At 59.0% G+C, this 26,242-nt stretch carries 29 protein-coding genes; 12 read left to right on the top strand and 17 right to left on the bottom strand.

The window, feature by feature from the left end; translation table 11 throughout:
- Window positions 1-3 precede the first annotated feature (3 nt).
- From lolD to ELE36_RS21145, 10 genes are all read right to left on the bottom strand, one after another.
- A complete protein-coding gene (gene lolD / locus ELE36_RS08420) occupies window positions 4-717 on the bottom strand; it encodes a lipoprotein-releasing ABC transporter ATP-binding protein LolD (protein ID WP_242512396.1) in 714 nt (237 codons plus the stop codon).
- Window positions 710-1,957: a lipoprotein-releasing ABC transporter permease subunit gene (locus tag ELE36_RS08415; protein WP_129832647.1), complete on the bottom strand. Its 1,248-nt coding sequence runs from the start codon at window positions 1,955-1,957 to the stop codon at window positions 710-712. The genes lolD and ELE36_RS08415 overlap by 8 nt, the downstream gene beginning before the upstream one ends.
- A 149-nt stretch (window positions 1,958-2,106) precedes the next feature.
- Window positions 2,107-2,553, bottom strand: a complete 447-nt coding sequence (locus ELE36_RS08410; RefSeq protein WP_129832646.1) for a protein YgfX — start codon at window positions 2,551-2,553, stop codon at window positions 2,107-2,109.
- Entirely contained in the window at window positions 2,522-2,770 is a 249-nt protein-coding gene (locus ELE36_RS08405) for an FAD assembly factor SdhE (protein WP_129832645.1), read from the bottom strand. The genes ELE36_RS08410 and ELE36_RS08405 overlap by 32 nt, the downstream gene beginning before the upstream one ends.
- Window positions 2,767-3,849: an SRPBCC family protein gene (locus tag ELE36_RS08400; protein WP_207215892.1), complete on the bottom strand. Its 1,083-nt coding sequence runs from the start codon at window positions 3,847-3,849 to the stop codon at window positions 2,767-2,769. Before ELE36_RS08400 ends, ELE36_RS08405 begins: the two co-directional genes overlap by 4 nt.
- 20 nt (window positions 3,850-3,869) lie before the next feature.
- Window positions 3,870-4,655 carry a succinate dehydrogenase iron-sulfur subunit gene (locus ELE36_RS08395; protein ID WP_129832644.1) on the bottom strand — a complete coding sequence of 262 codons (786 nt, stop codon included), beginning with the start codon at window positions 4,653-4,655 and terminating at the stop codon, window positions 3,870-3,872.
- An 87-nt stretch (window positions 4,656-4,742) separates the two neighbouring features.
- Window positions 4,743-6,530 (bottom strand): succinate dehydrogenase flavoprotein subunit, encoded by a 1,788-nt coding sequence (gene sdhA / locus ELE36_RS08390; protein ID WP_129832643.1) that lies wholly within the window; start codon window positions 6,528-6,530, stop codon window positions 4,743-4,745.
- A gap of 3 nt (window positions 6,531-6,533) precedes the next feature.
- Window positions 6,534-6,920 (bottom strand): succinate dehydrogenase, hydrophobic membrane anchor protein, encoded by a 387-nt coding sequence (sdhD, locus tag ELE36_RS08385; protein WP_129832642.1) that lies wholly within the window; start codon window positions 6,918-6,920, stop codon window positions 6,534-6,536.
- On the bottom strand, window positions 6,917-7,315 hold the full coding sequence (gene sdhC / locus ELE36_RS08380; protein WP_129832641.1) for a succinate dehydrogenase, cytochrome b556 subunit: 399 nt from the start codon (window positions 7,313-7,315) through the stop codon (window positions 6,917-6,919). The genes sdhD and sdhC overlap by 4 nt, the downstream gene beginning before the upstream one ends.
- Window positions 7,316-7,413: 98 nt before the next feature.
- Window positions 7,414-7,533 carry a DUF1674 domain-containing protein gene (locus ELE36_RS21145; protein WP_242512395.1) on the bottom strand — a complete coding sequence of 40 codons (120 nt, stop codon included), beginning with the start codon at window positions 7,531-7,533 and terminating at the stop codon, window positions 7,414-7,416.
- A 244-nt stretch (window positions 7,534-7,777) separates the two neighbouring features.
- Between ELE36_RS21145 and ygfZ the strand changes: the two genes are divergently transcribed.
- The 3 genes from ygfZ to ELE36_RS08360 all read left to right on the top strand — a co-directional run bounded on the left by ygfZ (window position 7,778) and on the right by ELE36_RS08360 (window position 10,622).
- Window positions 7,778-8,689: a CAF17-like 4Fe-4S cluster assembly/insertion protein YgfZ gene (ygfZ, locus tag ELE36_RS08370; protein WP_165371537.1), complete on the top strand. Its 912-nt coding sequence runs from the start codon at window positions 7,778-7,780 to the stop codon at window positions 8,687-8,689.
- 159 nt (window positions 8,690-8,848) lie between these two features.
- The gene (locus tag ELE36_RS08365; protein WP_165371536.1) at window positions 8,849-9,685 is read left to right on the top strand and encodes a phosphate/phosphite/phosphonate ABC transporter substrate-binding protein; all 837 of its coding nucleotides are present in this window, start codon (window positions 8,849-8,851) and stop codon (window positions 9,683-9,685) included.
- Window positions 9,686-10,181: 496 nt separating this feature from the next.
- Complete coding sequence (locus tag ELE36_RS08360) at window positions 10,182-10,622, top strand: cell wall hydrolase (protein ID WP_129832637.1); 441 nt, start codon at window positions 10,182-10,184, stop codon at window positions 10,620-10,622.
- Between the two features lie 45 nt (window positions 10,623-10,667).
- On the opposite strand, the gene ELE36_RS08355 is transcribed toward ELE36_RS08360, so the two are convergent.
- Window positions 10,668-11,156 carry an MgtC/SapB family protein gene (locus ELE36_RS08355; protein ID WP_129832636.1) on the bottom strand — a complete coding sequence of 163 codons (489 nt, stop codon included), beginning with the start codon at window positions 11,154-11,156 and terminating at the stop codon, window positions 10,668-10,670.
- Window positions 11,157-11,257: 101 nt separating this feature from the next.
- Here ELE36_RS08355 and ELE36_RS08350 point away from each other — a divergent pair, with 101 nt between their 5' ends.
- Complete coding sequence (locus ELE36_RS08350) at window positions 11,258-13,207, top strand: alkaline phosphatase family protein (protein WP_129832635.1); 1,950 nt, start codon at window positions 11,258-11,260, stop codon at window positions 13,205-13,207.
- A 93-nt stretch (window positions 13,208-13,300) separates the two neighbouring features.
- On the opposite strand, the gene ELE36_RS08345 is transcribed toward ELE36_RS08350, so the two are convergent.
- Window positions 13,301-13,717, bottom strand: coding sequence for a glycine zipper 2TM domain-containing protein (locus ELE36_RS08345; protein ID WP_165371535.1), 417 nt, complete (start codon window positions 13,715-13,717; stop codon window positions 13,301-13,303).
- Window positions 13,718-13,850: 133 nt separating this feature from the next.
- On the opposite strand from ELE36_RS08345, the gene ELE36_RS08340 reads away from it, so the two are divergent.
- Window positions 13,851-14,483 (top strand): glutathione S-transferase family protein, encoded by a 633-nt coding sequence (locus tag ELE36_RS08340; protein WP_129832633.1) that lies wholly within the window; start codon window positions 13,851-13,853, stop codon window positions 14,481-14,483.
- 78 nt (window positions 14,484-14,561) lie between these two features.
- Here ELE36_RS08340 and ELE36_RS08335 read toward each other — a convergent pair whose 3' ends face one another.
- Entirely contained in the window at window positions 14,562-15,044 is a 483-nt protein-coding gene (locus ELE36_RS08335; protein ID WP_129832632.1) for an outer membrane lipoprotein, read from the bottom strand.
- Window positions 15,045-15,310: 266 nt separating this feature from the next.
- On the opposite strand from ELE36_RS08335, the gene ELE36_RS08330 reads away from it, so the two are divergent.
- The 3 genes from ELE36_RS08330 (at window position 15,311) to ELE36_RS08320 (ending at window position 18,726) form a co-directional block, all read left to right on the top strand.
- A complete protein-coding gene (locus ELE36_RS08330) occupies window positions 15,311-16,636 on the top strand; it encodes an APC family permease (protein WP_165371534.1) in 1,326 nt (441 codons plus the stop codon).
- Between the two features lie 88 nt (window positions 16,637-16,724).
- The gene (locus tag ELE36_RS08325; protein WP_129832630.1) at window positions 16,725-17,933 is read left to right on the top strand and encodes a magnesium transporter; all 1,209 of its coding nucleotides are present in this window, start codon (window positions 16,725-16,727) and stop codon (window positions 17,931-17,933) included.
- Window positions 17,934-17,949: 16 nt separating this feature from the next.
- Window positions 17,950-18,726: a TatD family hydrolase gene (locus ELE36_RS08320; RefSeq protein WP_129832629.1), complete on the top strand. Its 777-nt coding sequence runs from the start codon at window positions 17,950-17,952 to the stop codon at window positions 18,724-18,726.
- Window positions 18,727-18,780: 54 nt separating this feature from the next.
- On the opposite strand, the gene tcdA is transcribed toward ELE36_RS08320, so the two are convergent.
- Window positions 18,781-19,566, bottom strand: a complete 786-nt coding sequence (gene tcdA, locus ELE36_RS08315) for a tRNA cyclic N6-threonylcarbamoyladenosine(37) synthase TcdA (protein WP_129832628.1) — start codon at window positions 19,564-19,566, stop codon at window positions 18,781-18,783.
- 102 nt (window positions 19,567-19,668) lie between these two features.
- Window positions 19,669-20,166, bottom strand: coding sequence for a DUF6622 family protein (locus tag ELE36_RS08310; protein ID WP_129832627.1), 498 nt, complete (start codon window positions 20,164-20,166; stop codon window positions 19,669-19,671).
- A 148-nt stretch (window positions 20,167-20,314) separates the two neighbouring features.
- Between ELE36_RS08310 and ELE36_RS08305 the strand changes: the two genes are divergently transcribed.
- Both ELE36_RS08305 and ELE36_RS08300 read left to right on the top strand, forming a co-directional pair.
- Entirely contained in the window at window positions 20,315-21,487 is a 1,173-nt protein-coding gene (locus ELE36_RS08305; RefSeq protein ID WP_129832626.1) for a sensor histidine kinase, read from the top strand.
- 5 nt (window positions 21,488-21,492) lie between these two features.
- Window positions 21,493-22,128, top strand: a complete 636-nt coding sequence (locus ELE36_RS08300) for a response regulator (RefSeq protein WP_165371715.1) — start codon at window positions 21,493-21,495, stop codon at window positions 22,126-22,128.
- 101 nt (window positions 22,129-22,229) lie between these two features.
- Here the strand turns inward: ELE36_RS08300 and ELE36_RS08295 are convergent, their stop codons facing one another.
- A complete protein-coding gene (locus tag ELE36_RS08295; protein ID WP_129832624.1) occupies window positions 22,230-22,715 on the bottom strand; it encodes a hypothetical protein in 486 nt (161 codons plus the stop codon).
- Window positions 22,716-22,876: 161 nt separating this feature from the next.
- Here ELE36_RS08295 and ELE36_RS08290 point away from each other — a divergent pair, with 161 nt between their 5' ends.
- Together ELE36_RS08290 and ELE36_RS08285 are read left to right on the top strand one after the other, a co-directional pair.
- Window positions 22,877-24,385 carry an ATP-binding protein gene (locus tag ELE36_RS08290; protein WP_129832623.1) on the top strand — a complete coding sequence of 503 codons (1,509 nt, stop codon included), beginning with the start codon at window positions 22,877-22,879 and terminating at the stop codon, window positions 24,383-24,385.
- A gap of 4 nt (window positions 24,386-24,389) precedes the next feature.
- On the top strand, window positions 24,390-25,088 hold the full coding sequence (locus tag ELE36_RS08285) for a response regulator (RefSeq protein ID WP_129832622.1): 699 nt from the start codon (window positions 24,390-24,392) through the stop codon (window positions 25,086-25,088).
- Window positions 25,089-25,186: 98 nt separating this feature from the next.
- Here ELE36_RS08285 and ELE36_RS08280 read toward each other — a convergent pair whose 3' ends face one another.
- Window positions 25,187-26,212 (bottom strand): hypothetical protein, encoded by a 1,026-nt coding sequence (locus tag ELE36_RS08280; protein WP_129832621.1) that lies wholly within the window; start codon window positions 26,210-26,212, stop codon window positions 25,187-25,189.
- Between the last annotated feature and the right edge of the window lie 30 nt (window positions 26,213-26,242).

Here is a 26,242-nt window from a genome sequence, read left to right as displayed (position 1 = left end):
AGATCAGGCCTTCTTCGCGATTTCGTGCAGTTCGCCGGCGCGCAATTCGAGCACGCGATCCATGCGGCGTGCGAGTACGTGATCGTGCGTGACCAGGACAAAACTCGTGCCGATTTCGCGATTCAATTCCAGCATCAACGCATACACCTGGGCGGCGTTATCTTCGTCGAGATTGCCGGTGAGTTCATCGCCGAGCACACACGCCGGTCGTGTCACCAGCGCACGCGCGACCGCACAACGCTGACGTTCGCCGCCGGAAAGTTCGCCGGGTTTATGTTCGAGCCGCGCACTCAAGCCGACACGATCGAGCAACGCACTCGCGCGTTTGCGCGCTTCGGCAATAGCCACACCACCGATCAGCAGCGGCATGCAGACGTTTTCCAGCGCCGTGAATTCGGGCAGCAAATGATGGAACTGATAAATGAAACCGAGCGAACGATTGCGCTCGCGGCCGCGTTCGCGATCCGACAATTTCGACAGCGCACGCCCGGCCACTTCGACTTCGCCAGAGCTCAAGGTATCGAGGCCACCGAGAATATGCAGCAAGGTACTTTTGCCAGTGCCGGACGCGCCGACGATGGCCATGGTTTCGCCGCGGCGCAGCTCGAAGCTCGCATCACGCAACACTTCCGTGCGCAGTTTGCCTTCCTGATAGGTTTTTGTGACATGCGCGGCGCGCAGCACGATCTCGCCATTATTCATCGCTTGATTACTCATAACGCAGCGCCTCCGCCGGGTGCGTACGCGCTGCGCGCCACGCCGGATACAGAGTCGCGAGCAGACAAAATACCAGTGCGACCAGTGCGATCCAGCCGACATCGTTCCAGTGCAAATCGGATGGCACTTCGCTGATGTAATAAATATCCGCCGAGAGGAACTCGACGCCGAACAGATTCTCGACCCACTTCGCCAGCGCCGCCAGATTCAGCGACAGCGCGACACCGCCGAGCACGCCGAGCAATATTCCGAACACGCCGACCAGCATGCCCTGCACCATGAATACACCCATGATGCTGGCGGGCGAAATGCCGAGTGTGCGCAGGATCGCGATATCGGCCTGTTTGTCGTTGACCAGCATCACCAGCGCGGACACCAGATTGAACACGGCCACCGCCATGATCAGCGAAAGAATGATCGACATGACCATTTTTTCCATCGCGATCGCGCGGAAAAAATTGGCGTGGCCCTGGCGCCAGTCCTGCACGCGATAGAGATGACCGAGCTTGTCGGTGAGATCCTGCGCGACATCCCAGGCGACGAACATGTCGTCGAGTTTCAGCCGCACGCCGGTCGGACCGTCTAGCTGGTAGAGGCGTTCGGCATCGTCCATTTGCATCACGGCGAGGCCGGAATCGTATTCCTGGAAACCCGCCTCGAAAATTCCGACGACATTAAAACGCCGTGTGCGCGGTATCGCACCGAGCGGTGTGGCGCGGAATTCCGGCGCGACCACGATGACCGAATCGCCGACCTCGACGCTGAGCGACATCGCCAGCTCACGCCCGAGCACAATGCCCCAGCCACCGGCTTTGAGATCATCGATCTTGCCGGCAACCATTTTTTTGCCGATCTCGGAAACCTTGCTTTCCTGCTCGGGCATCACGCCGCGAATCACCACGCCGCTGACTCTATCGCCATGTTGCAGCATCGCTTCGCGCTCGACGTAAGGCGCGGCGCCAAGCACATGCGGCGCGGCTTCGGCGGTGCTCACGGTGTTCTGCCAGTTGGCGACGCCACCGTTGTCGAGGCTGGAAATCGTCGCGTGCGAGACCATGCCGAGGATGCTGTCGCGCAGCTCCTTGGTGAAGCCGTTCATTACCGACAACACGGTGATCAGCACGAGTACGCCCACGGCAATGCCGAGGATCGAGGCCAATGAGATGAACGAGATGAAATGATTGCGGCGTTTGGCGCGGGTGTAGCGCAGGCCGATGAAGAGTTCTAGGGGGCGAAACATTCGATCAGGCAATCCATTTGGCAAGCGTGGCGGGCATCGGTGCAGAGCTGGGACACGCAGTGGCGGCGAGAGTGCCTCAGCTTTTCGCAGAGTTCAAGCGAAAGGCGCGCGGCGTGAACTACTCGCGCACATATTGCTCATTGCAAATATCAGGATGATTGATCACCCGTGGCAGTATCGGGCAACGCGCGGGTGAGACGCACGCATAATCTCCGCCGCGTATCGGCATCCAGATTATCCGGCAACAACATCGCATCAAAACGCTGGCGACCATGCAGACGAAAACGCAGCACAAGCAACCAGCCGACACGCGTACTACCGATCAGCTCGGCGATATGCGGATCGTCGCTGCCGGCATGCAGGCGCCAATAACCTTGCGCGTGCCAGACCAGACTGGTCCATTTCGTTTGCAGCAATCGCCGCAGCGAATGGCCGAGATAGATCAGCGCGACAATCGCCAGCGATAACTTGAGCCACAGCGGCGCGTTGCAAAAAGTCAGCCCGAGCATTGCCAGCGCAGCTACGCCCAGCAACGCTGCAAGCAGCCAACGCGACGGCCGATAATCAAACGCGATGGTGGGTGCGGATGTCGTCAACGATGTTCTGCACGGCGGTTTGCGCGCTGCGACTGCGGCCCATGATCCAGTCCCAGACATCGGGGTCCTGCGCATCGAGCAAATCGGCGAACGCGTTTTGCGCAGCCGCATCGCTAGCGACATAACGCGTGTCGAGGTACCAGGTCAGCAGCCGGTCGAGCTCGCGCGTGCCACGACGACAGCGCCAGCGTAGACAATTGATCGTAGCGTCGCTCATCTTGCCAATGTGATCGCATTGCCGGGCAAGATCGGCGCGGCCTCGGCGCGACGTTTGTAGAAAGTCAGGATCGTATCGGCCGAATTATCGACCAGCAAACCTGCCCACCACGCCGCGTAAAAATTGAAATTAGTGCTCACGCGATAACTGACCCGGATCTGCATCAACGTGCCATCGCTATCCGGCGTGAGCAGGTAGGAAGTATCCAGCAGATCGAAATATTTTCCGCCGAGAGTGACATGCTCGTCGAGCGCAGCGGCGGGAATGGAGTCGTTGGCGAAATCGTATTGCCAGCGGATGTAGCGATTCTCCTGCCAGTCGAGAATCGGTTCGTCGAAATGCACGTTCTTGTCCCAGCGCAGCTTGCGCACGCGGGCGCCATCGTTGGTAACGGTAAGTGCTTCCTGCGGATATGGCACACCGATCCGGTAGGCCCAGCCGGCGCGCATTTCGTCGGGCTGGATCGCAGTCGCATTGTTGATCAGCTGCCAGATTTGAGCTGCAGCGGCTTGCACATGGAGGCTGCGCTCGCTGACCAGAATGGCATCGGGAATCGGCACACTGCGTTCCCACACGCCGCCGAGCAGTGGCAATAACAAGAACGAACCGACCACACCGTTCGACGGTTTTGCGGTCTTCAATATCGCCCACGACAACACGCCGCCGATCGAACTCATGGCGAAGAAAATCGGCGCGGCCATGAAGATGCAGATGCTGCCTTCGATCAACAGCAAAGCCGAGCCGACGAGGAACAGAAACATCGGCAGCCACGGCCTGAGGATGGCATTGGCCACGCTGCGTTTTTCTTGCGGTTGCAGATAAACCGTGAGCGCGCCGATGACGAACGGCACGAGAAAAAGGAACGAGACCAGCATCGGCCCGCTTGCGGCACTCACCGAGGTGTTGTGCAGCAGGCCAAATACACCGCGCATGAGCAAGCCGTAGAGCGCACCGGCAAGTGCCGACATCCAGCTGAGCCGCCAGAATTGTCGATCGCTACTCACCGCCAAAGTCGGCGGCGGCGACATGGGTTGCGCCTGCAAATCGCCGGAATGCGAAGGATCGATCGGCGTATTCACGGCGGCGTTCCTTGTTGGAGTTATGCGCCGCGACGCTGGATCATGAGTTTCTTGATTTCGGCGATCGCCTTGGCGGGGTTCAAACCTTTCGGGCAGGTCTTGGCGCAATTCATGATCGTGTGGCAACGATACAGACGGAACGGATCTTCGAGATCGTCGAGGCGCGCGCCGGTGTCTTCATCACGCGAATCGATGATCCAGCGATAAGCTTGCAGCAGCACGGCCGGACCGAGATAGCGATCACCGTTCCACCAATAACTCGGGCACGAGGTCGAGCAACACGCGCACAGGATGCATTCGTACAGACCATCGAGTTTGGCGCGATCCTCTTTTGATTGCAGCCGCTCGGTGTCCGGCATCGGCGTGCTTTGCGTGCGAATCCACGGTTTGATTGACGCGTATTGCGCGTAAAAATGGCTGAGGTCGGGCACCAGATCCTTGATTACGGGCATGTGCGGCAGCGGGTAGATTTTCACCTCGCCCTTGCAGTCCTCGATCGCCTTGGTGCAGGCCAGTGTGTTGGTGCCATCGATGTTCATCGCGCACGATCCGCAAATGCCTTCGCGGCACGAGCGGCGGAAAGTCAAAGACGGATCGATCTCGTTTTTGATCTTGATCAGCGCATCGAGCACCATCGGCCCGCATGCCGCTAGATCGACTTCGTAGGTATCCGTGCTCGGATTCTGGCCGGCATCGGGATTCCAGCGATACACCTTGAAGTTACGCACTTTTTTCGCGCCAGCCTTGGCCGCGAAATGCTTGCCCTTCTGCACCTTGGAATTTTTCGGAAGCGACAACTCTGCCATAACGATCCTTAGCTAATGAGCCGTCATCCCAGCGAAGGCTGGAACGACGAGCAAAAACATAGAGCCTTAACACTTATTCGACGACCATCAATACGTGCGCGCTTTAGGCGGCACAACCTCGACGTCGCTGGTCTGGGTATACATGTGCACCGGGCGGTAATCGAAAGTCGCCTTGCCTTGCGCATCGATGTTCACGAGCGTGTGTTTCTGCCAGTCGACATCGTTGCGATCCTGAAAATCCTCGCGCGCATGCGCGCCGCGACTTTCCGGACGATTCTCGGCCGAGTACATGGTCGCCACGGCTTGGCCGAGCAGGTTCTGCAACTCCAGCGTTTCGATCAAATCGGAATTCCATACCAACGAACGATCGCTCACGCCGACATCGGCAAATGAATCGTAGGCCGCGCTGATTTTCTTGCAACCTTCCTTGAGCGTTTCGCCAGTGCGGAATACTGCGGCATCCTGCTGCATGATGCGTTGCATGTTGAGGCGGATATCCGCCGTCGGCATGCTGCCGCGGGCATTGCGCAACTTGTCGAAATTGCCGAGCGCGGCATCGCAGATGCTGGCCGGCAATTCCTTGTGCATGCTGCCGGGCTTGATCAGTTCGGCAGCGCGGATTGCTGCTGCGCGACCGAACACGATCAGATCGAGCAGCGAGTTCGAACCGAGACGGTTCGCGCCGTGCACGGAAACACACGCGGCTTCGCCGATCGAGAACAATCCCGGTACGACCGAGTCCGGATTGTCGCCGACCTTGCGCACGACTTCGCCGTGATAATTGGTCGGAATACCGCCCATGTTGTAGTGCACGGTCGGCAATACCGGAATCGGCTGTTTGGTGACATCGACGCCGGCAAAAATGCGCGCGCTCTCGGCAATGCCAGGCAGTTTTTCGTGGATGACTTCGGGGCCGAGATGCATGAGGTTCAGATGGATATGATCCTGATGCTCGCCGACGCCACGGCCCTCGCGAATTTCCACGGTCATCGCGCGGCTGACGACGTCGCGCGATGCGAGATCTTTCGCATTCGGCGCGTAACGTTCCATAAAACGCTCGCCCTTCGAGTTGGTCAGATAACCGCCCTCGCCACGCACGCCTTCGGTGATCAGGCAACCGGCGCCGTAGATGCCGGTCGGATGGAATTGCACGAACTCCATGTCCTGCAACGGCAGGCCGGCGCGCAACACCATGCCACCGCCATCGCCGGTGCAGGTGTGTGCGGAAGTTGCCGAGAAATAGGCGCGGCCATAACCGCCGGTCGCGAGCACCACGGCGTGGCCGCGGAACAGATGCATGGTGCCTTCGGCCATGTCCATCGCGAGTACGCCGCGACATACGCCTTCGTTATCGAAAATCAGGTCGAGTGCAAAATATTCGATGAAGAACTTTGCGTCGTTGGCGAGCGATTGCTGATACAGCGTGTGCAGGATGGCGTGGCCAGTACGATCCGCCGCCGCGCAGGTGCGTTGCGCCGTGCCCTTGCCGTAATGCGTGGTCATGCCGCCGAACGGACGCTGATAAATCTTGCCGTCTTCGGTACGCGAAAACGGTACGCCGTAATGTTCGAGTTCGATCACTGATGGAATCGCTTCGCGGCACATGTATTCGATCGCGTCCTGATCGCCGAGCCAGTCCGATCCCTTGATGGTGTCGTAGAAATGGAAACGCCAGTCGTCTTCGCCCATGTTGCCGAGCGCGGCGGACATGCCGCCCTGCGCCGCGACGGTATGCGAGCGCGTCGGGAAAACCTTGCTGATGCAGGCCGTGCTCAGACCTTTCGCAGCCATGCCCATCGTCGCGCGCAAACCCGCGCCACCGGCCCCGACCACGATCACATCGAACTTGTGTTGCTGGATTTTATAGGCTTCCATCGATCAGTTTCCCAAAGATATGCGAACGACGGCCAGCGTACTTGCGAGCGCACCAAGCAGGCATAGAAATTTCACTGCGAGCGTCGAAGAAAGTTCGAGCCAGCGCGTGTGCACATAATCCTCGATCACCACTTGCAGGCCGAGCTGGGCGTGCCAGAACATCGCAATGATAAACGCGACGATCAACACCGCATGCAATGGCTCCGCGACAAAATGCCGCGCGGTGGCGTAATCGGCGTGCAGCAGGCACAACAGCGAAACCAGAATCCAGATCGCCAACGGCAGCAGTGCGATCGCGGTGAGGCGTTGCATCCACCAATGCTTGACGCCGTCTTTGGCCGAACCCAGACCGCGCACTTCGGCGAGCGGATCACGCAGTTGCGAGCTCATGCGACACCTCCTTTGCTCAGCATTACGAAAGCCCAGATTGCGCCGGTCAAGACGAACGAAAGAAAAACCACGGTCCAGCCCGTGGCATAGGCGCGCGGAATATCCAGCCCCCAACCCGCATCCCAACCGAGATGACGTAATCCGTTGAGCAAGTGATAGACCAGCGAAAATGTCCATCCCAGCAACAAGAGTTGTCCGTACCACGCGCTATCGAACGATTGAACAGTGGCGAATGCTACGCTCGATTGCGCCAGCGCAAGCAGCCACAACACCAGCAGGATGGAACCCAGGCTCAGAAAAATTCCGGTGCCGCGATGGACGATGGATAACACCGTAGTGAGCTGCGGACGATAAACCTGCAGATGCGGAGAAAGCGGTCGGGATGACTGATGCATGCTAGTCGCCTATTCGAGAATCTTGCGGAAAGTCTCGCTCGTTATTGTCAACCTGCGCAGCATCTATTGCTGAATCACAAATCGACGTGAACACACACTCAAAAGTCGATGCAGCGGCCATTCTTTTCCCAATCGCCATAACGCGTCGGATCGAGGCCGTCGCGGCCACCGATTTCTTTCGCTGGCGCTGGCGATGGCGCAGGCGGGACGGCAGACACGGAATCGGCGGTCTGGTCGGGCACTGCAGGAATCGGGATTGGTAACTGTTCGGGCATGGGCGTGTTTAGCAGGCGAAGCGTAATGCCGCGATGCACAAAGGTCAAATCTTCCCTGTCCGCGCGGGATAGCCTTTTTGTTGCGCTGATTTGTTGCGCTCGATATCGCGCTGGTGCTTGCTCATGCCGATGCGCACCTCTACATTGCAGGTCTGCCGCGCATTTCGCGGTTGCTGATCGAGCTCGCATGATTTACGCACTCCCTTCCCCGCAATTGATCGAGATCCACGGCGACGATGCTGTTGCGTTCGCCAATGCCCAGTTCTGCAACGATGTGCTCGAACTTCCGATCGGCGATTGGCAATACAATGCGTGGCTGAATCCGCAAGGCCGTGTACACGCTTTTTTTGCGCTGTTGCGCCCGCAGGAGAACACGCTGCTGCTGATTTTGCGCGGCGGCCGGGCCAATGAGATCGCCGTGGATCTGGCGCGCTACAAATTTCGCAGCAAGGTCAGCATCCGCACGATGCCGGATTGGCATGCGCAAGGCATGAGCGGCGCGCACGCAGTGGCTGATCACAGCTCCACCGATCTCTTCGGTGATGCTTCGGGCGCGAAAAAACTGCTGCAAGGCGATGGCTGGTTCGCAATCGCCCAACCCGGCAGTGAACCGCGTCTGCTGTCCTTGACCGCCGCGCCACCAGAACAGTTAGCCGTCGGCAGCGATGATCTAACTCACGATGCCGATGCATGGTTGCTGGCAGATATCTGCGCCGGACTGCCGCAACTGGAAACCGCCACGCTTGATGAATTTCTGCCACAGGCGCTCGGACTCGAGCGTCTCGATACGATCAGCTTCAACAAGGGCTGTTATCCGGGCCAGGAGGTCGTGGCGCGCGTGCATTTCAAGGGTGGCAATAAACGCCAACTGCATATGGTCGAGCTCGCAGCGCAAGAATCACCTGCGGCGGGCACCGCGATTTATGCAGTCACTGACGATTCCCAGCCCGCTGGCGTGATACTGCAAAGCGCATGTGTGTCGGACACACAGATACTCGCGCTGGCGGTATTGCGGCAGGAACTAGCCGATCAGGCACTACGTGTGGCTGGCGCAGGCGCTATTTCTTTGGCGATTGGAGTACCCTTGCGCAACACCTAGAAACACGACTTTGCGGATCGGCGAAATGATGTGGACCTCCGCATCCAAGCCGATTCAAGAATCAGAGAGCTATGTCCGATACGCACGGAAACACATCGGCATATTGCGAGCTCAGCCATGGACAGGCCAGCAGCTTGCTTGATCGGGGGAGATGGCGCTATGTCAATAGTTGGCAAAGGTTTAGGGCGCGCAGGCGCGACATGGATACGTTCGGCAATATTCCTGGCAGCAATGACGGCCAGCCCGGCGGAGACACTCGCCGCCCAATATACTTTTGCGGTCGAGCCGGCTTATCCGGCGGAGCAGACCCAGGCGATCTACAAGCCGCTGCTAAGCTATTTGAGCAAGGCCACCGGCGAGCAATTCACGCTCGTCACCTCGAAGAACTATCACTTTTACTGGCGCGACATCCGCGCCGGCAGCAGCAGCGACTTCGCTTACGATGAGGCCCATCTGGCCGACTATCGCATCAGCCATTCGCAGTACGTTCCGCTGGTTAAAGCCCCGGAAAACTCCGGTTATAGCTTGGTTGCCAACCCGGATGTCGCGGCGAAAGGCCTGAGTGCGCTGGTCGGACATCGAGTCGCGACGATGGCCGCGCCGAGCCTTGGTTACGCGGTTTTGCTCAGCTTCTACCCCGATCCACTGCGACAGCCGGAAATCCAGTCTTCCGCGGCTTCGTGGAAGGATGCGATCGAATCGGTATTTGGTGAGGAAGCGGATGCCGCGATCGTGCCGAACTGGCTGAAGGTGCAGTACCCCAATCTAACCGTAATGAAAACCTCGCGCGAATTCCCTGGAGCGACGGTGATGGCTGCCGCCAGCGTGCCCGCCGATGTGCGGCAGAAGGTCAAGGATGCTTTGCTCAAACTGCACGAAGATCCGGCTTTGTACGATGTGCTGAATCAGCTCGGTATCAGCAAGTTCGTGGCCGCGGATGCGGCGGAATTCCATGGCACCGAACAGATGCTCAAGGAGTTCTACGGATATCAGTAGTTCTATCTGTTTTTCTCAGCAAATATCGAAAACAGAGAAGTAACGGTTTTAGCAAGATAGAAAAAAGTCAAGCGCCTCTGTAACTCCGTCCTGAAGCTGGCCACCACCGCGATAACAGCGGATTTTTCGTTTGATTTCAAAGAAATTTAAGAAACTTCGTCCATCTTCGTCGAAAAAGCAATATTTCTGTCGAAATGTTGGCAAATTCGTCTAAATATTTTTTACGAGAGCTGCGTAAACACCTTGGTTTTCACAAAGCTGTAACGAAATATTTCCACGATTCTCTTAAAATGTTGCGCTGATACAACAGTGTTATGACCCCGCAACTCGCCCCCTTCAGCGGGCGTTAGGCTTCAGCCGTTATCTTGCCGGCAACTTGGAACCCCGGTTCCTCCGCACCTGCAGTGCAGTACCTTGTTTGTGAGCGTCAACGACGTCTCTTTCCCGCCATCGTCGGGAGCATCCAGGGTTTGCCCGATACGGAGTACGTCTATCTATGAAACTTGCATGGCTGTTATGGCTGGCGTCTGCCTTGCCGCAACCTGTAGCAGATCGAACTTGTCTTGCCGCCACAATCTATCTTGAAGCCCAGAGCCAATCGGCTTTGGGTCAACTGGCAGTAGCGGAAGTGGCACAGCGTCGCCGTACGACCGGACGCTGGGGCAAGAGTCTGTGCGATGTAGTCGAAGCACGTGACCAGTTTGCGTTGTCGACTACCAGCAAGAGCTACATCTTCGACAATATCGATTCGTGGAAAACCGCATGGGAAGTCTCAGGCGCATCGATAGCGATGTGGTGGCTGCCCGAACAATGGCGCGTTGCGGTGGTGCCCAAGGCCGACCATTTTCTACTGGCCTCGTCGATGATTCCCTCGTGGGTACACGGCGCTCCGCTGGCGACAATTGGCGAACATAATTTTTATCACGTCATCGACTGATAGTTCGATCTGGCTGCAAGACAAAATCCGCTCAACAAAACCGACTCAGTCCTCGTCGAGCGACATCGGCGCCGGTTCCGGCTTGGGCGCGCGCAAACGACGGTGAATCAGGCGCTCCAGCGGACCGCCAAGCACCAGTATCAGCAGCACTAGAGCGAAGGCGATCAGCGCCAAGGCGAATCGCCCACTGCCACAGACCATGCCGAATACCGCGGTTGTCCAGATCGCTGCTGCCGTGGTCAGACCGTGCACGCGATGTGCGCGTGCCCCGTGCAGTATTACTCCGGCGCCCAGAAAACCTACTCCGGTAATGATGCCCTGAGCGACGCGGCTAGTCGCCGCGATGTCGGTATCGACACCGGCGATCATGCGCCCGAACAACATCACCAGCATCGCGGCGCCGAGTGCAACCAACGCGTGTGTGCGCAAGCCTGCCGGCTTGTCGTGCAGATCACGATTGATGCCGATCACCGCTCCGATCACGATCGCCAGCCCAAGGCGCGCGGCTATTTCCAGCCATTCCTGTTCAGGCATACTTCGCTCCGACCTTTTGCAACGTGCTGTCGCGGAATCCATCAAACCGCAACATTGCCATGATAGCAATGCCGATCCGGAATCTTGATATGACTGCAACCATGACCCGATCCAGCAAAATTTTCGCCAGCGCACTCCTGAGCCTGAGTCTTCTCCACGTCGCGCAGGCACGCGAGAGTAACCCGAACAACGTCATCATTTTTGTCGCCGATGGTTTGCGTGGCGCGATGGTGGATGCGCAAAACGCACCGACCATGCATGCGCTGCGCAACGAAGGCGTGGCTTTTCCGAATAGTCATTCGATCTTTCCGACCGTGACTACCGCTAACGCATCGGCTATCGCCACCGGGCATTATCTCGGCGATACCGGCGATTTTCAGAACACGCTGTATACCGGATTTGCCGCGACTTATGCCAATGGCGAAAGCAGTGTGACGCCGTTTGTCGAAGAGAATAACGTGCTCGGCGATCTGGACAAACATTTCGATGGTGATTACCTCGACGAGATCACTCTGCTCGCCAGCGCCCGGGCGCACGGCTTCAGCACCGCTGCAATCGGCAAGCTCGGCCCGACGCTGATCATGGATCACACCGCACGCAGCGGCGAGCAAACCATCCTGATCGACGATAAAAGCGGATTGGTCAACGAAAAAACCGGAACCGCGGAAGGAATTCCGCTCAATCAAGAAATACAGCGCGCATTGCAGGCGGCAGGTCTTGGGCAAACGCCGCCTGCGGCTGACAAACCCAACGTCGCCCAGCAGCAATATCTGGTCGATGTCACCTCGCGTGTGGTGCTACCAACGTTCAAGCAACGCGGCAAGCCGTTCGTCATGGTGTTCTGGGCGCGCGACCCGGATGTTACCCAGCACAACCAGCTCGATAGTCGTTATGGCGTGGCGCCAGGCATCAATGGCTCGACCTCGCTCGCGGCTATCCGCAATACCGATGACGGCCTGCAGCAATTGCGCGCTGCGCTGAAGGCGCAAGGACTGGATCGCAACACGAATATTTTCGTGACGTCAGATCATGGTTTTTCGACGATATCTAAACAAAGCGAAACCAGCCACGCCGCAAAATGCGGTTACGACGACACACCCGGCAGCCATCTGCCCTCGGGTTTTCTTGCGCTGGATCTGGCGAATGCGCTGGATCTGCCGCTGTTCGATCCCGATGCTTACGGCGCGGCGATCGACACCCAAGCCGGTTGTGATATTCCCGGCAACAGCGCCAAACCCGCCGACAAGTTCAAGGCCAAACACGGCAAACATGGCAATGGCCTGATTGGGCGCAGCGCCGATCATCCCGACATGATCGTCACCGCTGGCGGCGGCTCCGATCTGATTTATCTAACCAGCGCGGCAGGCAAACTGCTGGTGCCGATCATCGTCAACTCGCTGCTCGCCCAAGATTATGTCGGCGGCGTATTTGTCGATGACGGTCTCGGCAGTTTTCCCGGTACGATTCCGCTCAACGCGATCAACCTTATCGGTTCGGCACGCACGCCGCGGCCAAGTATCGTGGTCAGCTTTCGCAGTTTCTCGACCGGTTGTGCGGAGCCGCTGCGCTGTGGCGCTGAGGTGGCCGATGGCGGTTTGCAACAAGGCCAAGGCCAGCACGGCAGCTTCAGTCGATCCGACACGTTCAATTTCATGGCCGCGGTCGGGCCGGACTTCAAACGGAATTTTGTCGATGTGGCGCCGACCAGCAACGCCGACATCGCACCGACCTTGGCAACGATCCTCGGCATCCCGCTCGAAGCCAAAGGCAAGCTGGTCGGTCGGATAATTTCCGAGGCCTTGCCCGGCGGCAAGAATGTCACCGCCACAACAACAACGTGCCTTTATCCGCCGGCTAACCTGGGGCACGGTGCACAGCAGAACGAACCGCCACTGTTCAAATTGCAGCCTGCCCTGACTTCGCAAACTGTTGGAACCACGAATTATTTCGATGCCGCAGGACTTTCCGGACGTGTGCTCGGATTGAATACCAGCGGCGCAGTTTCTTGCGATCCTGCTGCGAATTCCAGCAAGGAAAATGTCCGCAAGTAATTCTTCCGCTGTCGGGGAAATAGATAAAAAGAAGCCCCTGCATGCAGGGGCTTCTGGACAGAGCAAGACACCTTCGAACGTAGCTAATTCAGCTTAGCGACGCTCGACATGATTCCCGTCAACACGAACCTCGTCACCGTTACGAATGCCCGGGTTATCGCCCTGATCGATCGTCACACGCCGACCATTATCCATTCGCACGTGGAAACGCCAATAGGAATTATCATCACGGTTATTTTTCTCGACCTGATGACCGACCGCGCCGCCGAGTACCGCGCCACCGACCACGGCTGCAGTGCGTCCGTCGCCTTTGCCGACCGTGCTGCCGAGCAGACCACCAGCAATCGCACCAATGGCCGTGCCGCCACCAAAGCGGTGATCGCGATCGCGAATCTTTTCGATACCGCTGACGACGCCACAACTATTGCAACGATCCCAAGCAAAAGCCGGTGTCGCGAGCGAAGAAAGCAGCAATAAAGCCAGCAGCAAAATGGATTTTGATAAACGCATAAAACCTCCGTATTTTCTTGTGGGTGTGCGGAAACAGCTTACCCACTCGACGCGTCGCATATGTGCAAATGCTGTGTAGACCAGCGTGCACGGTTACACTTCGTTCACACCACCCTAACTACGGAAAACCGGCATGTACACTCTGTATTATTCCCCCGGCACAGCCAGCCTGCTGATCCACCTAGCGCTGCTGGAAATCGGCGCGGCGCACACGCTGGAACTGGTGGATTTTGATGCGGATGCACAGCGCGCTCCGGAGTATCTGAGGCTGAATCCGAATGGCCTGGTGCCTACCCTGATCATCAATGGCATCGCCATCAGCGAATCTGCAGCCATCTTGATGAGCTTGTCCGACCGCCATCCGCAAGCGGCGCTTGCGCCACCCATCGGTACGACGGAGCGCGATGCCTGGTATCACTGGATTGTCTATCTCAGCAACAATCTGCAGGCGACTTTTCGCTTCTGGTTTTATGCGGGCGATCTAGGTCGCAGCGAACATGCTGCGGTGACGCATGAAGCACTGCGACTGCGCATCGAAAAGATCTGGACGACGATCAATGCGCATCTCGAAAGACACGGCCCGTATCTGCTCGGCGAGAAATTTTCCGCGCCCGATTTGCAGCTGACGATGCTGATGCGCTGGTCGCGCAACATGCCGCATCCGGCCACCGAATGGCCGGCTCTAAAACGGCTCGCCGATCACGTGTGTGCGAGAGCGAGCTGGCAGCGCATGCGCGAAATCGAGAGACTCGACGATTGGCAATAATCGCTGCGGTCGCCGCTTTACGCAGGCGACCGCAGCGAAGTCGAACGACCTAGCAAACGGTCACTCGTAAGAACCGATTTACCGCGCGGGTTCGATATGATCGCCGCGCACGATTACCTGATCGCCGCGACGGAAACCCGGGTTGTCGCGCTGCGTAATCGTGGCGTTGCGGCCATCATCCAGCGCGACACGATAACGCCATACCAAGCCATCGCCACCGTTATTGTTTTCCTCGACCGCGTTACCGGCGAAACCGCCCACGACGGCACCGCCGACAGTGGCTGCGGTACGACCATTGCCCTTGCCGATCGTGCTGCCGAGTACACCACCGATGATCGCGCCCAGCACCGCGCCACCGCCGGAATTGCCGGCGCGATATTCGATCTGCTCGATGCCGCGAATCGTGCCGCATTCGTGGCACACCTGAGAAGCGCCATAGTTATGTCGACCGCCGTTGCCGTCATCGCGATACACCACACGCTGGCTCGGCTGGGTAACGCAACCCGCCAACAGCGCGATCACCAGCGCAGCACTCAGATTTCTGGCATGCAGCAATTTCATAACACACTCCTACAATGTAGAGGAAAAGATCGGTAGCCGATCCGACGCGGACCTTGCTCAAAATTTTGTCAATCTCAAACACGCTGCAACGCAAGTTCAAAGCATAGTTCTAGCGCGATCAAAGTTTGCCGCTCCAGCAATGAACGCACGTGTAACCATCTGGTGGACGCGATGGCTTGTCAGCCATGCAGCGGCAACGTACGCTCCAAGCCATCATCAGCACCGATTCGCAGCCGCACGGAACCCCTTTTGAACTCATCCAACCAATGCGCGTAACTTCCACCCCTACATCGCAAGTCGCCACCGGCGACGCCGCATTGCTGCGCGCCGTGGGTTTTTGGGCACTTAGCGCAGCGGTGGTCAACATGATCGTCGGCGGCGGAATTTTTGCGCTGCCCGCGGCGCTCGCGAAAACCGTCGGCACCGCCGCGCCGATTTCGTATCTGCTCGGTGCGCTCACTATCATTCCGATTGCACTATGTTTCGCCGCCGCCGGCAGCCGCGTCACCGCAACCGGCGGGCCATACACTTATGTCGGGGCGGCATTCGGGCCGTTCGCCGGATTTGTCATCGGCGTGCTGATGTGGGTATCGAATGTCGCTTCGAGCGGTGGTGTCGCGGCCGGACTTACCGATCAAGTCGCTCATCTTTCGCCCGCCTTCGCCAGCGGCGTGCCGCGCGCAACCTTGCTGATCCTGATCTATACCGCACTGAGCTGGCTGAACGCGCGCGGCGTACGCGCCGGATCGCGCGCAATCCTCAGCTTGGCTGCAATCAAACTCACTCCGCTGCTGATTCTCGTTATCGGTGGACTGTTTTTTGTCCACGCCGATTTTATTCGCATCGATGCCCTGCCCTCGTTGCCGGCGCTGGGCAGCTCGATGGTGCTGGTGATGTTTGCGTATTCCGGCATGGAAACCGCGCTGGTGCCCTCAGCCGAAATGACCAATCCATCGCGCCTTGTGCCGCGTGCCACGGTCACAGCGATCCTGTTCGTGGTGTTGTTGTATGTTGGTCTGCAAATCGTCACGCAGGGCATACTCGGCGACTCGCTGGCAGACAGCGCCACCCCGCTCGCGGCGACTGCAGGTGCGCTATGGCCGGGTGCCGCTGTGCTGTTGCTGATTACCGCAACGATGTCGATGCTCGGCTTTCTGCAGGGCAACCTGCTCGGGACATCTCGATTGGTTTATGCCTTGGCGCGTGACGGTTATCTGCCCTCATTGCTGGCCCGCGTCACCACAAAAACACGCGTGCCGATCTTCGCCATCGTCGTGCACGCCGGCATCAGTTGCACGCTGGCCTTGATCGGTAATTTCGCCGCGCTCGTGCTGATCTCCGGCGGTGCGATCTGTCTGACCTATTTTGCGACCAGCGTCGCGGCCTGGGCGCTGCAGCGCCGCGGCGTCGCCGAACAAGGCAAGCCGTTTATGCTGCCAGGCGGCGCAATGATTCCGTTCATCGCCTGCGTCGCGCTCGCGCTGGTGCTGATCACACTCACGCGGGTCGAATGGCTGGCGATCAGCATCGCGGTGGCCGCCGTGGTCGCACTGTATGGAGTGATGTCTTGGTGGCGCAGTCGCCGCGCATGAGCATGAGCCTCATGCACAACGATGACGATATTTGCGTCGTTACGCTAGCATCTGCGCATCACCAAAAAACGAATTTCGGGAATCGACGATGCAGGTAACGGAATCCACGCGTACGCTGATCAACATCGCGCGCGAACTCGATCCGAAAAGTGCGGCAGACGCGCTTGGGCATTATCACGATGCCGAAATCGCCGGTGTGCTGGCCACGCTCGGGCCGGCGCGTGCGGTCGAAATCCTGCAACGTTTCACGCCTGAACGGCGCACCGGCATCACCGGCGCGGCGCTCAGCGGACAAGGCGAGCAATGGCTGCATGATCAGAGTTATCCTGAAGGCAGCGTCGGCCGTCTGATGGAACGCGTGCCGGCGAGCTTCCTGCCGGATGCCGAGGTGAGCGACGTCATCGAGAGCTTGCGCGAAGCGGTGCGGCATACCTTGATCACGTATATTTTTGTGGTCGATAGCAATCAGCATCTGCTCGGTGTGGTGGCGTTTCGTGAGCTGGTGTTCGCCAGCCCACAACAGCGTCTGCAAGAGGTGATGTTGCCGAAACCATTCTCGTTGCGCCCGGAAACCGCGTTGGTCGATGCGATGCGCGAAGTTGTGACGCGGCATTATCCGGTGTATCCGGTGTGCGATTCGCAGCAACGCCTGATCGGCGTCGTGCGTGGCCAGTTGCTGTTCGAGCAGCAGGCGTTCGAGATTAGTGCGCAAGCGGGCTCGATGGTTGGTGTCGAGCGCGAAGAACGCACCGCCACGCCGTGGGCACGCAGCCTCCGGCTTCGTCATCCGTGGTTGCAGCTCAACCTGATCACAGCATTCGTTGCCGCGAGTGTGGTCGGGCTGTTTCAGGGCACAGTCAATCGCATCGTGATCCTCGCCATTTTTATTCCGGTATTGTCGGGGCAATGCAGCAACACCGGTTGTCAGTCGCTGGCCGTGACCTTGCGCGGCATGACCTTGAAAGAACTCACCGCCGATCGCGCTGGCGCATTGATCGCCAAAGAAGCGTGGCTCGGATTCATCAACGGCGCGTTGACCGGCCTCGTCGCCGCGATCGGCATGTACGCCGTGGCCTACAGTCAGAACAATCCCAGCGCGCTGGTGCTGGCGTTCATCACCTTGATCGCGATGGCGCTGAGCTGCCTGATCAGCGGGGTCGCCGGCGCCGCTGTGCCGCTCGCGCTGAAACGCGCCGGCGCCGATCCGGCCACCGCCTCCAGTATTTTCCTGACCACCGCCACCGACGTCGTGAGCATGGGATTGTTCCTCGGCATGGCCGCGTGGCTGATTCCGTGAACGGCGTTATCCGTACATGCGATTGATCGACAGCCACAGCCATATCGATGCCGATGAATTCGCGCCGGATCGCGCCGCCGTCATCGAACGCGCTCGTCTGGCCGGTGTAACGCAGCAGATCGTCCCGGCGATCACTGCGGCAAGTTGGCCCGCGCTGCGCGAGATCTGCGCGACGACGCCCGGGCTGCATCCTGCGTACGGTCTGCACCCGATGTTCCTTGCGCAGCACCAGCCGCAACATCTGCAACAGCTTGAAACCTGGCTGGCAACCGAACGTCCGGTTGCAGTCGGTGAATGCGGCCTGGATTTTTTTATCGACGGACTCGATCCGCAGCAACAACGGTTTTATTTTCAGCGGCAACTCGAACTCGCGAAGGAATTCGATCTGCCATTGATCCTGCACGCGCGTCGCGCACTCGCCGAAGTCATCTATGCGCTGCGCGGCATCGGTGGATTACGCGGCGTGGTGCACAGTTTCAGCGGCAGCGCGGAACAGGCGCGCGAGTTGTTCAAGCTCGGCTTTCATCTCGGCATCGGCGGCCCGCTGACCTACGAGCGCGCAACTCGCCTGCGCGGCATCGTCGCGACCATGCCGATCGAATTTCTGCTGCTCGAAACCGATTCGCCGGATCAACCGCTGAGCACACATCGCGGCCAGCGCAACGAGCCCGGTTACCTGACTGAAGTTTGCGATTGCGTCGCGGAATTACGCAAAACCGACGCGGAAATTATCGCGCAGGCGACCACAGCAAATGCGATTCGATTATTTGGACTCGACCCGGCCACAGATTGAGTGTGCAAGCGATGCCGTCATTCTGTCGATGTACAAAAAATCGATCCCGCGAAATCATTCCGCCGGCTTTTCCAGCAAGCGTTCCAGCACTCGCCCAACCGCGGCAAACGCAAAACTCGCAGTCACGTGCGTCGCCGCGCCGAGGCCGCCACCGCAATCGAGTTTCAGCGCCGCATTGGCATCGAGCTTCGGCCGTTTTTCGCAGACGCTGCCATCGGCTTGCGGATACTTCACGTTCTCGCGCGAGAACACCGCCGCGACGCCGAAATAACGTTTCGGATTGCGCGTCCAGTCGTAATCGTCGCGCAACTTGCCGCGCACGTAACCAAGTAACGCATCGTGTTCGGTACGCGTGAGATCACGCACCGTGATCTTGGTTGGATCAGTGCGGCCACCGGCCGAACCGCACGTGACAATCGGGATCTTGCGGCGTTTGCAGAACGCGATCATGTCGACCTTCACGCGCAGCGCATCACACGCATCGATCACCGCGTCGTAATCGCGCGCGAGGTGCTGTTCGAGATTTTTGCTCGTGACAAAATCGCTGACCGCATCGATTTCAATCGCCGGATTGATCGCACGCAAACGCTCGGCCATCACAGTTACTTTTGGCCGTCCATATTGGCCGTCGAGCGCCGGCAACTGGCGATTGGTATTGCTCACGCAAACATCATCGGCATCGATCAAGGTGAGTCGTCCAACGCCACTGCGCGCAAGCGCCTCAGCCGCCCATGAACCGACCCCGCCAATCCCGACGATGCAGACATGACGCAGCGCGAGTATGTCGACACTGCCGTTTCCGTAAAGCCGATCGATACCGGCAAATCTTTCGTTACTCATCTATCGAATCACACCGCCATAAAAATCCGCGCGAGAGTAACGCGTCTGGCGGCACAGTGGAATCGCGGACATATTCGCGCTCGCGATTCCGGCATCGAAAGCTCAAGCTGCGATGCGTCGTTGCAGCGTAAACAAGCGCAACAGCTGCGCGAAAAACATGCCGTTGCACATCCCATACAACAGGCACACCGCCACGACAAAACCGAGGTTCTGCGCACGCGCCGGCTGCATCGCCAACGCTATTCCCGTGGCGTACTTGGTCAAAAAAATCGCCATCATCAGCAGCATCGGTTTCCAGCTGCCGCGCACGAATACGGTCTTGCCATCGGGCAGCAAGCTCATGCGCTGCGCATCAAAGCTCAGCCATGCGATGCCGACACCTGCCAACACGCCAAACGCCCAAGCCAAGACAGCGCCATGTTGCGAACCGAAGCTGCGCGCGATGCCATCCAACGACAACCACAGAAACACTGCCGGCACGATGCACATCTGCCACCGCGATACCTCACGATCACGACTCGCAAGCAGCCCGCGATAGATCAGGAACGCAAGAATCATCCACACCCAAACCGGTGTGTGCACAAGAATTTGAAAGATCATGTCTGGCTCCCGAATGTTTTTACAGTGGCTACGATGCACTTTTGCGCAAACGGATCGGAGATACCGAAAGTCACCAGCCACGGGTGAATAAAGTCACCTTTATCGCTGCGCGCACCCATCGTCGCGATTCAGGCTTTACACTGCGGCCATGCTCAACACCACCTTGTTTACCGAATCGTCCACGCCACGCAATTGGCGCCGGTGGTTGTTCAATCCGCTGCGTCTGGCCGCCTATCTGGTATGGATTGCGGTAGTGCTGAATACGCTGCTGGATAATCCGCCGCGGCTGTGGAACCTGCAGCAGCTTTTCGGCGCGATATTCACTGTTTCGATTCTGCTCAGCTTGATTGCCACCGGCGTGGTCCGCGCCAACACGACACAGCGAAGTTGGCTGGAGCCGCTGCTGATCCTGGCGCAAAGTGCATTCACGCTAGCGTCGATCTATTGCTTCCCCAGCAGCATGCAACCGGTACTGCTGGTGATCCTGGCGGTACAGGTGATTCTTTCTTTCCGACCCGCCGTCGCGCTGGCTTTTCTATTATTCGTGAACCTGATTTTTGCGTGGATCGGCAGTTATTACTGGAGCCGCGGCGGCATGATCGTGAGCCTGCTGGCCTACGGCAGTTTTCAGGCCTTTGCCGCCCTCACGGCGTATTACGCGCGGCGCGCCGAACAGGCGAATACCGAACTGCTCGCCGCCAATGCGCAGTTGCTTTCGACGCGCAGCCTGCTCGAAGAAAGCGCACGCAGTCAGGAGCGATTGAAACTTTCGCGCGAGCTGCACGATGTCGCCGGCCACAAACTCACTGCGCTCAAACTCAATCTGCAACTGCTGCTGCGCAACGCGGTATTTACGAACGTCGAAGAACTGCAAAGCTGCAAGCAGCTTGCCGACGAATTGCTCGACGACATTCGTGCCGTCGTCAGCGAGTTGCGCAAGTACGACGGCGTCGATCTGCGTTCGGCGCTCGCTACCTTGATCGCTCATCTGCCCGGGCCAAAAATTCATTTGAACATAGCGAACGACAGTCTGCTGGCCGATGTACAAAGCGCGGAAACCCTGCTGCGCTGCGCCCAGGAAGCGCTGACCAACGCGTTGCGCCACAGCCACGCCAGCGAAATCTGGCTCGACCTGCAACGCGATGGCGAGCGCGTAAGCCTGCAGGTGCGTGACAACGGTCACGGCACGGCGCAACTGAATTTCGGCAACGGCCTGACCGGCATGCGCGAGCGTCTGCAGGCCCTCGGCGGCGAGCTGCGCGTGCTGTCGGGCGCGAACACCGGCCTCACCCTGACTGCCAATATTCCGTTGCAAGCATGAGCGGCATCGAACCGATCCGCATCGCGCTGGCCGACGATCAGGCGCTCGTGCGCAAGGGGCTCAGCGCGTTGCTGCGCGATCTCGGCGGCATCGATATCGTGATCGAAGCCGAAGACGGCGAAAGCCTGTTGCTGCAACTGGCGCAAACCCAAGTCGATGTGATCGTCAGCGATATCCGCATGCCGCGCAAAACCGGTATTGAGGCATTGCGTGTATTGCGCGAACGCGGTGATACCACACCGCTGATCCTGCTCACCACGTTCGATGATTCCGAGTTGATGCTGGCCGCGGTGCAAGCTGGCGCGCAGGGATTTCTGCTCAAGGATGCGGCGCCGGAAGATCTGCATGCAGCGATCAAGCGCGTTGCGCGTGGCGAAACTTTGCTGCAACCGGTCAGCCTGCATTCGGTGCGCGCCAACTGGCATGACGTTTCGCCGGAGTCAAAACGTGCGCATCTCACCGACCGCGAAACCAGCATCCTGCGTTTGATCGCCGGCGGCTATTCGAACAAGGAAATTGCGCGCAGCCTGTTTTTGTCCGAAGGCACAGTGAAAAACTACATCACCGATATCCTGCTCAAACTCGACAGTCGCGATCGCACGCATGCGGTGCTGAAAGCGATTACGCAGCGCCTGATCTGACTACGCCACCAGCTGATTATCGAAAATTATTGCCGACGCTCGCAGCAATTTTTCTGCGAGCGCCGGGAAAGTCAGGCGAAAAAATCGAGGTCGATTGACGATCAATTCTTGCCGGGTGCTGCGGGCGGTTGCGGCGGCTTGCTGTTATCGCCCGGCCCAGTGCGATCCGGCCCACCCGGACGATCGCCATGCGGCGGCGGACCTTCGCGTCCCGGGCCATGCGGCGCGGTCGATTGCGCCAACGCGCGATAGCCGTCCTCGCCGAGCAGCTTGCGCAAACGCTCGGCGCTCTGATCGTCAATGCGTTCATGCTCGGTGCGTTCCTTGTCACGCAGCGCATCGTGCGCATCACGGCGTGCGACCAGGAGTTTTCGCACCTCTACCTGTTGTGCCGCGGTGAGATCGGGAATCAGCGCGAGCATTTCCGGCGATGGCACGCCGCCCATCGGACCACCCGGAGGCGGCATCGGCATGCCGCGCGGTGGTGGTGGCGCATCGGGGCCACCGGGTTGGCGATCCGGCGCGTGCTGTGCATAGGCCGCGCCGCTCAGCGCGATAATCAGCGGTAGCACAATAAATTTACGCATGGTGTTCTCCGTCTTACGTCGACCGTTTCGACGCTGCCAGACTAGTCCGCAATCGCGCAGACAGGATGCAGATTTTGTGGAGAAATGATGGAGTCGCGGTCGCTACGGTTTCCTGCATGCGCGTAACACGTTAACGTGAGACGCACTGACCGAGGAAAACGATGCGCCTGCGTTTGTGGTTACGCCTATTTCTGGTTTTTGCGACACTAAGTGTGGCCGCATTGGGCGGTTTTGTGGTCTGGCAACAGCACAGTTTTCGGCGTGGTTTTCGTGATTATCTCGATCAAGTCGCGCTGGATCGGCTCGGTAATGTCAGCACCTTGCTCGCCGCGCAATATGCGGTGCATGGCGACTGGGAATTCCTGCGCCATGATCCACGCCAGCTCAACCGACTGCTCGATCCCGATCGTGAACACGCCGATCCACGCCCACCGCCACCGCCTGCCGACGAGCCGCCACCGCGCGATGGCCGTCCGCAGCCGCCGGATCAAGCGATGCGTCGTGACGACGACCGTCCAGCGCCGCGCGATGACCGACCACCACCGCCACGCGGCGATCGCCCGCCGCCGCATCCGCCCGGGCCGTTCGACCTCGCTTCGCGCACACTTCTGCTGGATGCCGCAGGCAATGCGGTCGTCGGTGCTCGCGATATTTCCACGCAGGCACTGAGCGTACCGGTGCAGCTCGATGGAAAAAAAATCGGCGAACTGCACCTCGCGCCGTTGCCGCAATTGCTCGGCGATCTGGATCGCACGTTTGCCCAAGCGCAGATGCGTGATGCGCTGATCAGCGGTCTGATCGTGCTGGTCGCAGCGCTGTTGTTTGCGCTCGCGCTGGCGTATTGGCTGCTCAAGCCGATCCGTTCGCTGGCGCACGCCACGCGCGCACTGGCCACCGGCGATTACGGCCAGCGCGTGGTGATTTCGCGCCGCGACGAATTCGGCGATCTTGCCAGCGATTTCAATCATCTCGCCAGCGCGCTCGAACAGAATCGCGAAGCGCGCCGACAATGGGGCGCGGATATCGCGCATGAATTACGTACGCCGTTGAGTATTTTGCGCGGCGAAATTCAGGCGCTGCAGGACGGCATCCGCCTGCCGAACGCTGCGGCGCTGGCATCCTTGCAAGCCGAGGGCGAGCGGCTTACGAGCCTGATCGAGGATTTGTATCAGCTCGCGCTGGCTGATGCTGGCGCCCTCGATTATCGTTTTGCCGCGGTCGACCTGGCTACGTTGATTGCGGAAACCATCGACCTGCATGCGCCGGGTTTCGCCGACATCGGCCTCGCGCTGGAAAGCCATCTGCCGAGCACAAAAACCGTGCGTGGTGATGCGCGACGCCTCACGCAACTGCTCGACAATCTTCTTGCGAATGCGCGCCGTTACACCGATGCGCCGGGACGCATCCGGCTCACGCTTGTCGAGATCGGGGAAGTGCTGCAACTGAGCATCGACGATACCGCACCGGGTGTTCCGCCAGCGTCATTGCCATTGCTGTTCGAACGTTTGTACCGCGTCGATGGTTCGCGCAATAGGACCGGAGGTGGCGCGGGTTTGGGGCTGGCGATCTGTCGCGCAATAGTCGCGGCGCACGATGGGCAGATCGAAGCCAGCGCCTCGCCGCTCGGCGGTTTGCGCATCGACATTCGTTTGCCGATCCAGACGAGATGAATCCATGAACGAAACCGCGCATATTCTGGTGATTGAAGACGAAGTCAAACTCGCGGCGCTGCTGCACGACTATCTTGTCGCCGCAAATTATAGGGTCAGCGTGCTCGACAGCGGCGCGGGCGCCAGTGTTTGGGTACGCGAAAATACACCGTCGGCGATCTTGCTTGATCTGATGCTGCCGGACAAAGACGGCTTGAGTGTATGCCGCGAAATTCGTGAATTTTCGTCGGTGCCGATTCTGATCGTGACCGCGCGAGTCGAGGAAATCGATCGCTTGGTCGGACTCGAACTCGGCGCCGACGACTACATCTGCAAACCGTTCAGTCCACGCGAAGTAGTGGCACGAGTCAAGGCAGTATTGCGCCGCAGCAGCTTGCGCAATGCGGGCTCTGGTACCGCGTTAATCGCCGCGCTGGAACTTGACGAAGCGCGCTTCGAAATCCGCGTGCATGGCCAACGCGTCGTGCTCACACCGGTGGAATTTCGTCTGCTGAAAAAACTCATCGCCCACCCCGGGCAGGTGTTCTCGCGCCAGCAATTGATCAACGCGTCATATCTGGATCATCGCATCGTCAGCGACCGCACCGTCGACAGCCACATCAAGAATCTGCGCCACAAGCTGATCGCCGCCGGCGCCGATGCGATCAGCTCGGTCTACGGCGTGGGATATCGCCTGGAATGGAATGCGGACGCCGCGGCATAAACGTCGAACCGAAAAGTCACTCGAAAAATCAATCAGTGTATTAACGCATTAATGCACTGATATCGCCGAGATCACGAACAATGACGGTCTGGTGCGACTCAGTGCGCGGTCGGCGCCTCGCCCTGCAACTCCAGACCCACCTGCACCCAGCCCAGATGCATGCCGATACGCGTCGCATCGGGATTCGCCCAGACATAACTCAGCGTGCGTGCGCTGGCATCCTCGATCACCGCTAACTTGAGCACTTGACTGTCGCCGCCGACATTCTGTCGCGACAGTTCAACGGAATATCCGCTGCGACTTCCATCACGCCATAACACCGCCAGCAGCCCGCCTTCGTCGTGGATGCGCAAGCTGCGCTGCTCGTGCCAATCTTTGCTGTCCATCGTCGCGTGCGGGCCTGCACCGTTGATCGCGGCCCAGCCGCCAAACCAGCGCACGCGCCGCGCTTCCTGCAATGCAGTTGGGCTACGCGCCTGATCGGCAAACGTCGCGACGCGAAGGATTTCGGCGTCGGCATCGATGCGCAATGGCAACAGCGCCGCGCTCGCGCCGATGCCCGGCAACAAGCTGGCGCAACTGGCCTGATCGACGCTGGCAACCAGATGACCGGCCTGCATCGTGCCGTGCAAGGCACACGCGTCGAGCTCCACCCATTCGTTGGGTTGCACCTCGAAACGTTTTGCAGCATCGCCGAGCCGCGCCGCAATGGCCGCGGGATCGGTCGCGCGATACGGCAGCAGCGTCACGCCATTCGCATCAATAGTGACGCGGAACAACCAGGTCGCCGAAACCGGTGGCGCTGCACCAGTGACATCCAGCTGCCACAGCAACAAAGCGCTGCCTGCATTCTTGTGTTCGAGCACCCGCACATGTTGATGCACGCGCAGCGGCACCGCCTCCCTGATCGGCGCCGCTTTGCCCTTGGCGGGCTGTGGCGCAGGCGATTGCAACTGTGTCTGTACGCGCCAGACTTGCGCATTGTTGTCGAACTCACCGACCAGCGCCGACAAAGGATCGGAAGCGGCCAGCGTTGTTTGCTTACTGGCAACTGATGACGGTGCGGAAGCGCCTCCGCCGAAACTCTGACAACCGACCAGCATGAGTGCAAAGAATATGCACATTCCCCGCTGCATGTTTTTCATCGAAATCGA

Origin of the sequence: Pseudolysobacter antarcticus, from assembly GCF_004168365.1 — a bacterium.
Classification (GTDB): Bacteria; Pseudomonadota; Gammaproteobacteria; order Xanthomonadales; family Rhodanobacteraceae; genus Pseudolysobacter; species Pseudolysobacter antarcticus.
This window is presented reverse-complemented; position numbering and strand designations above follow the sequence as displayed.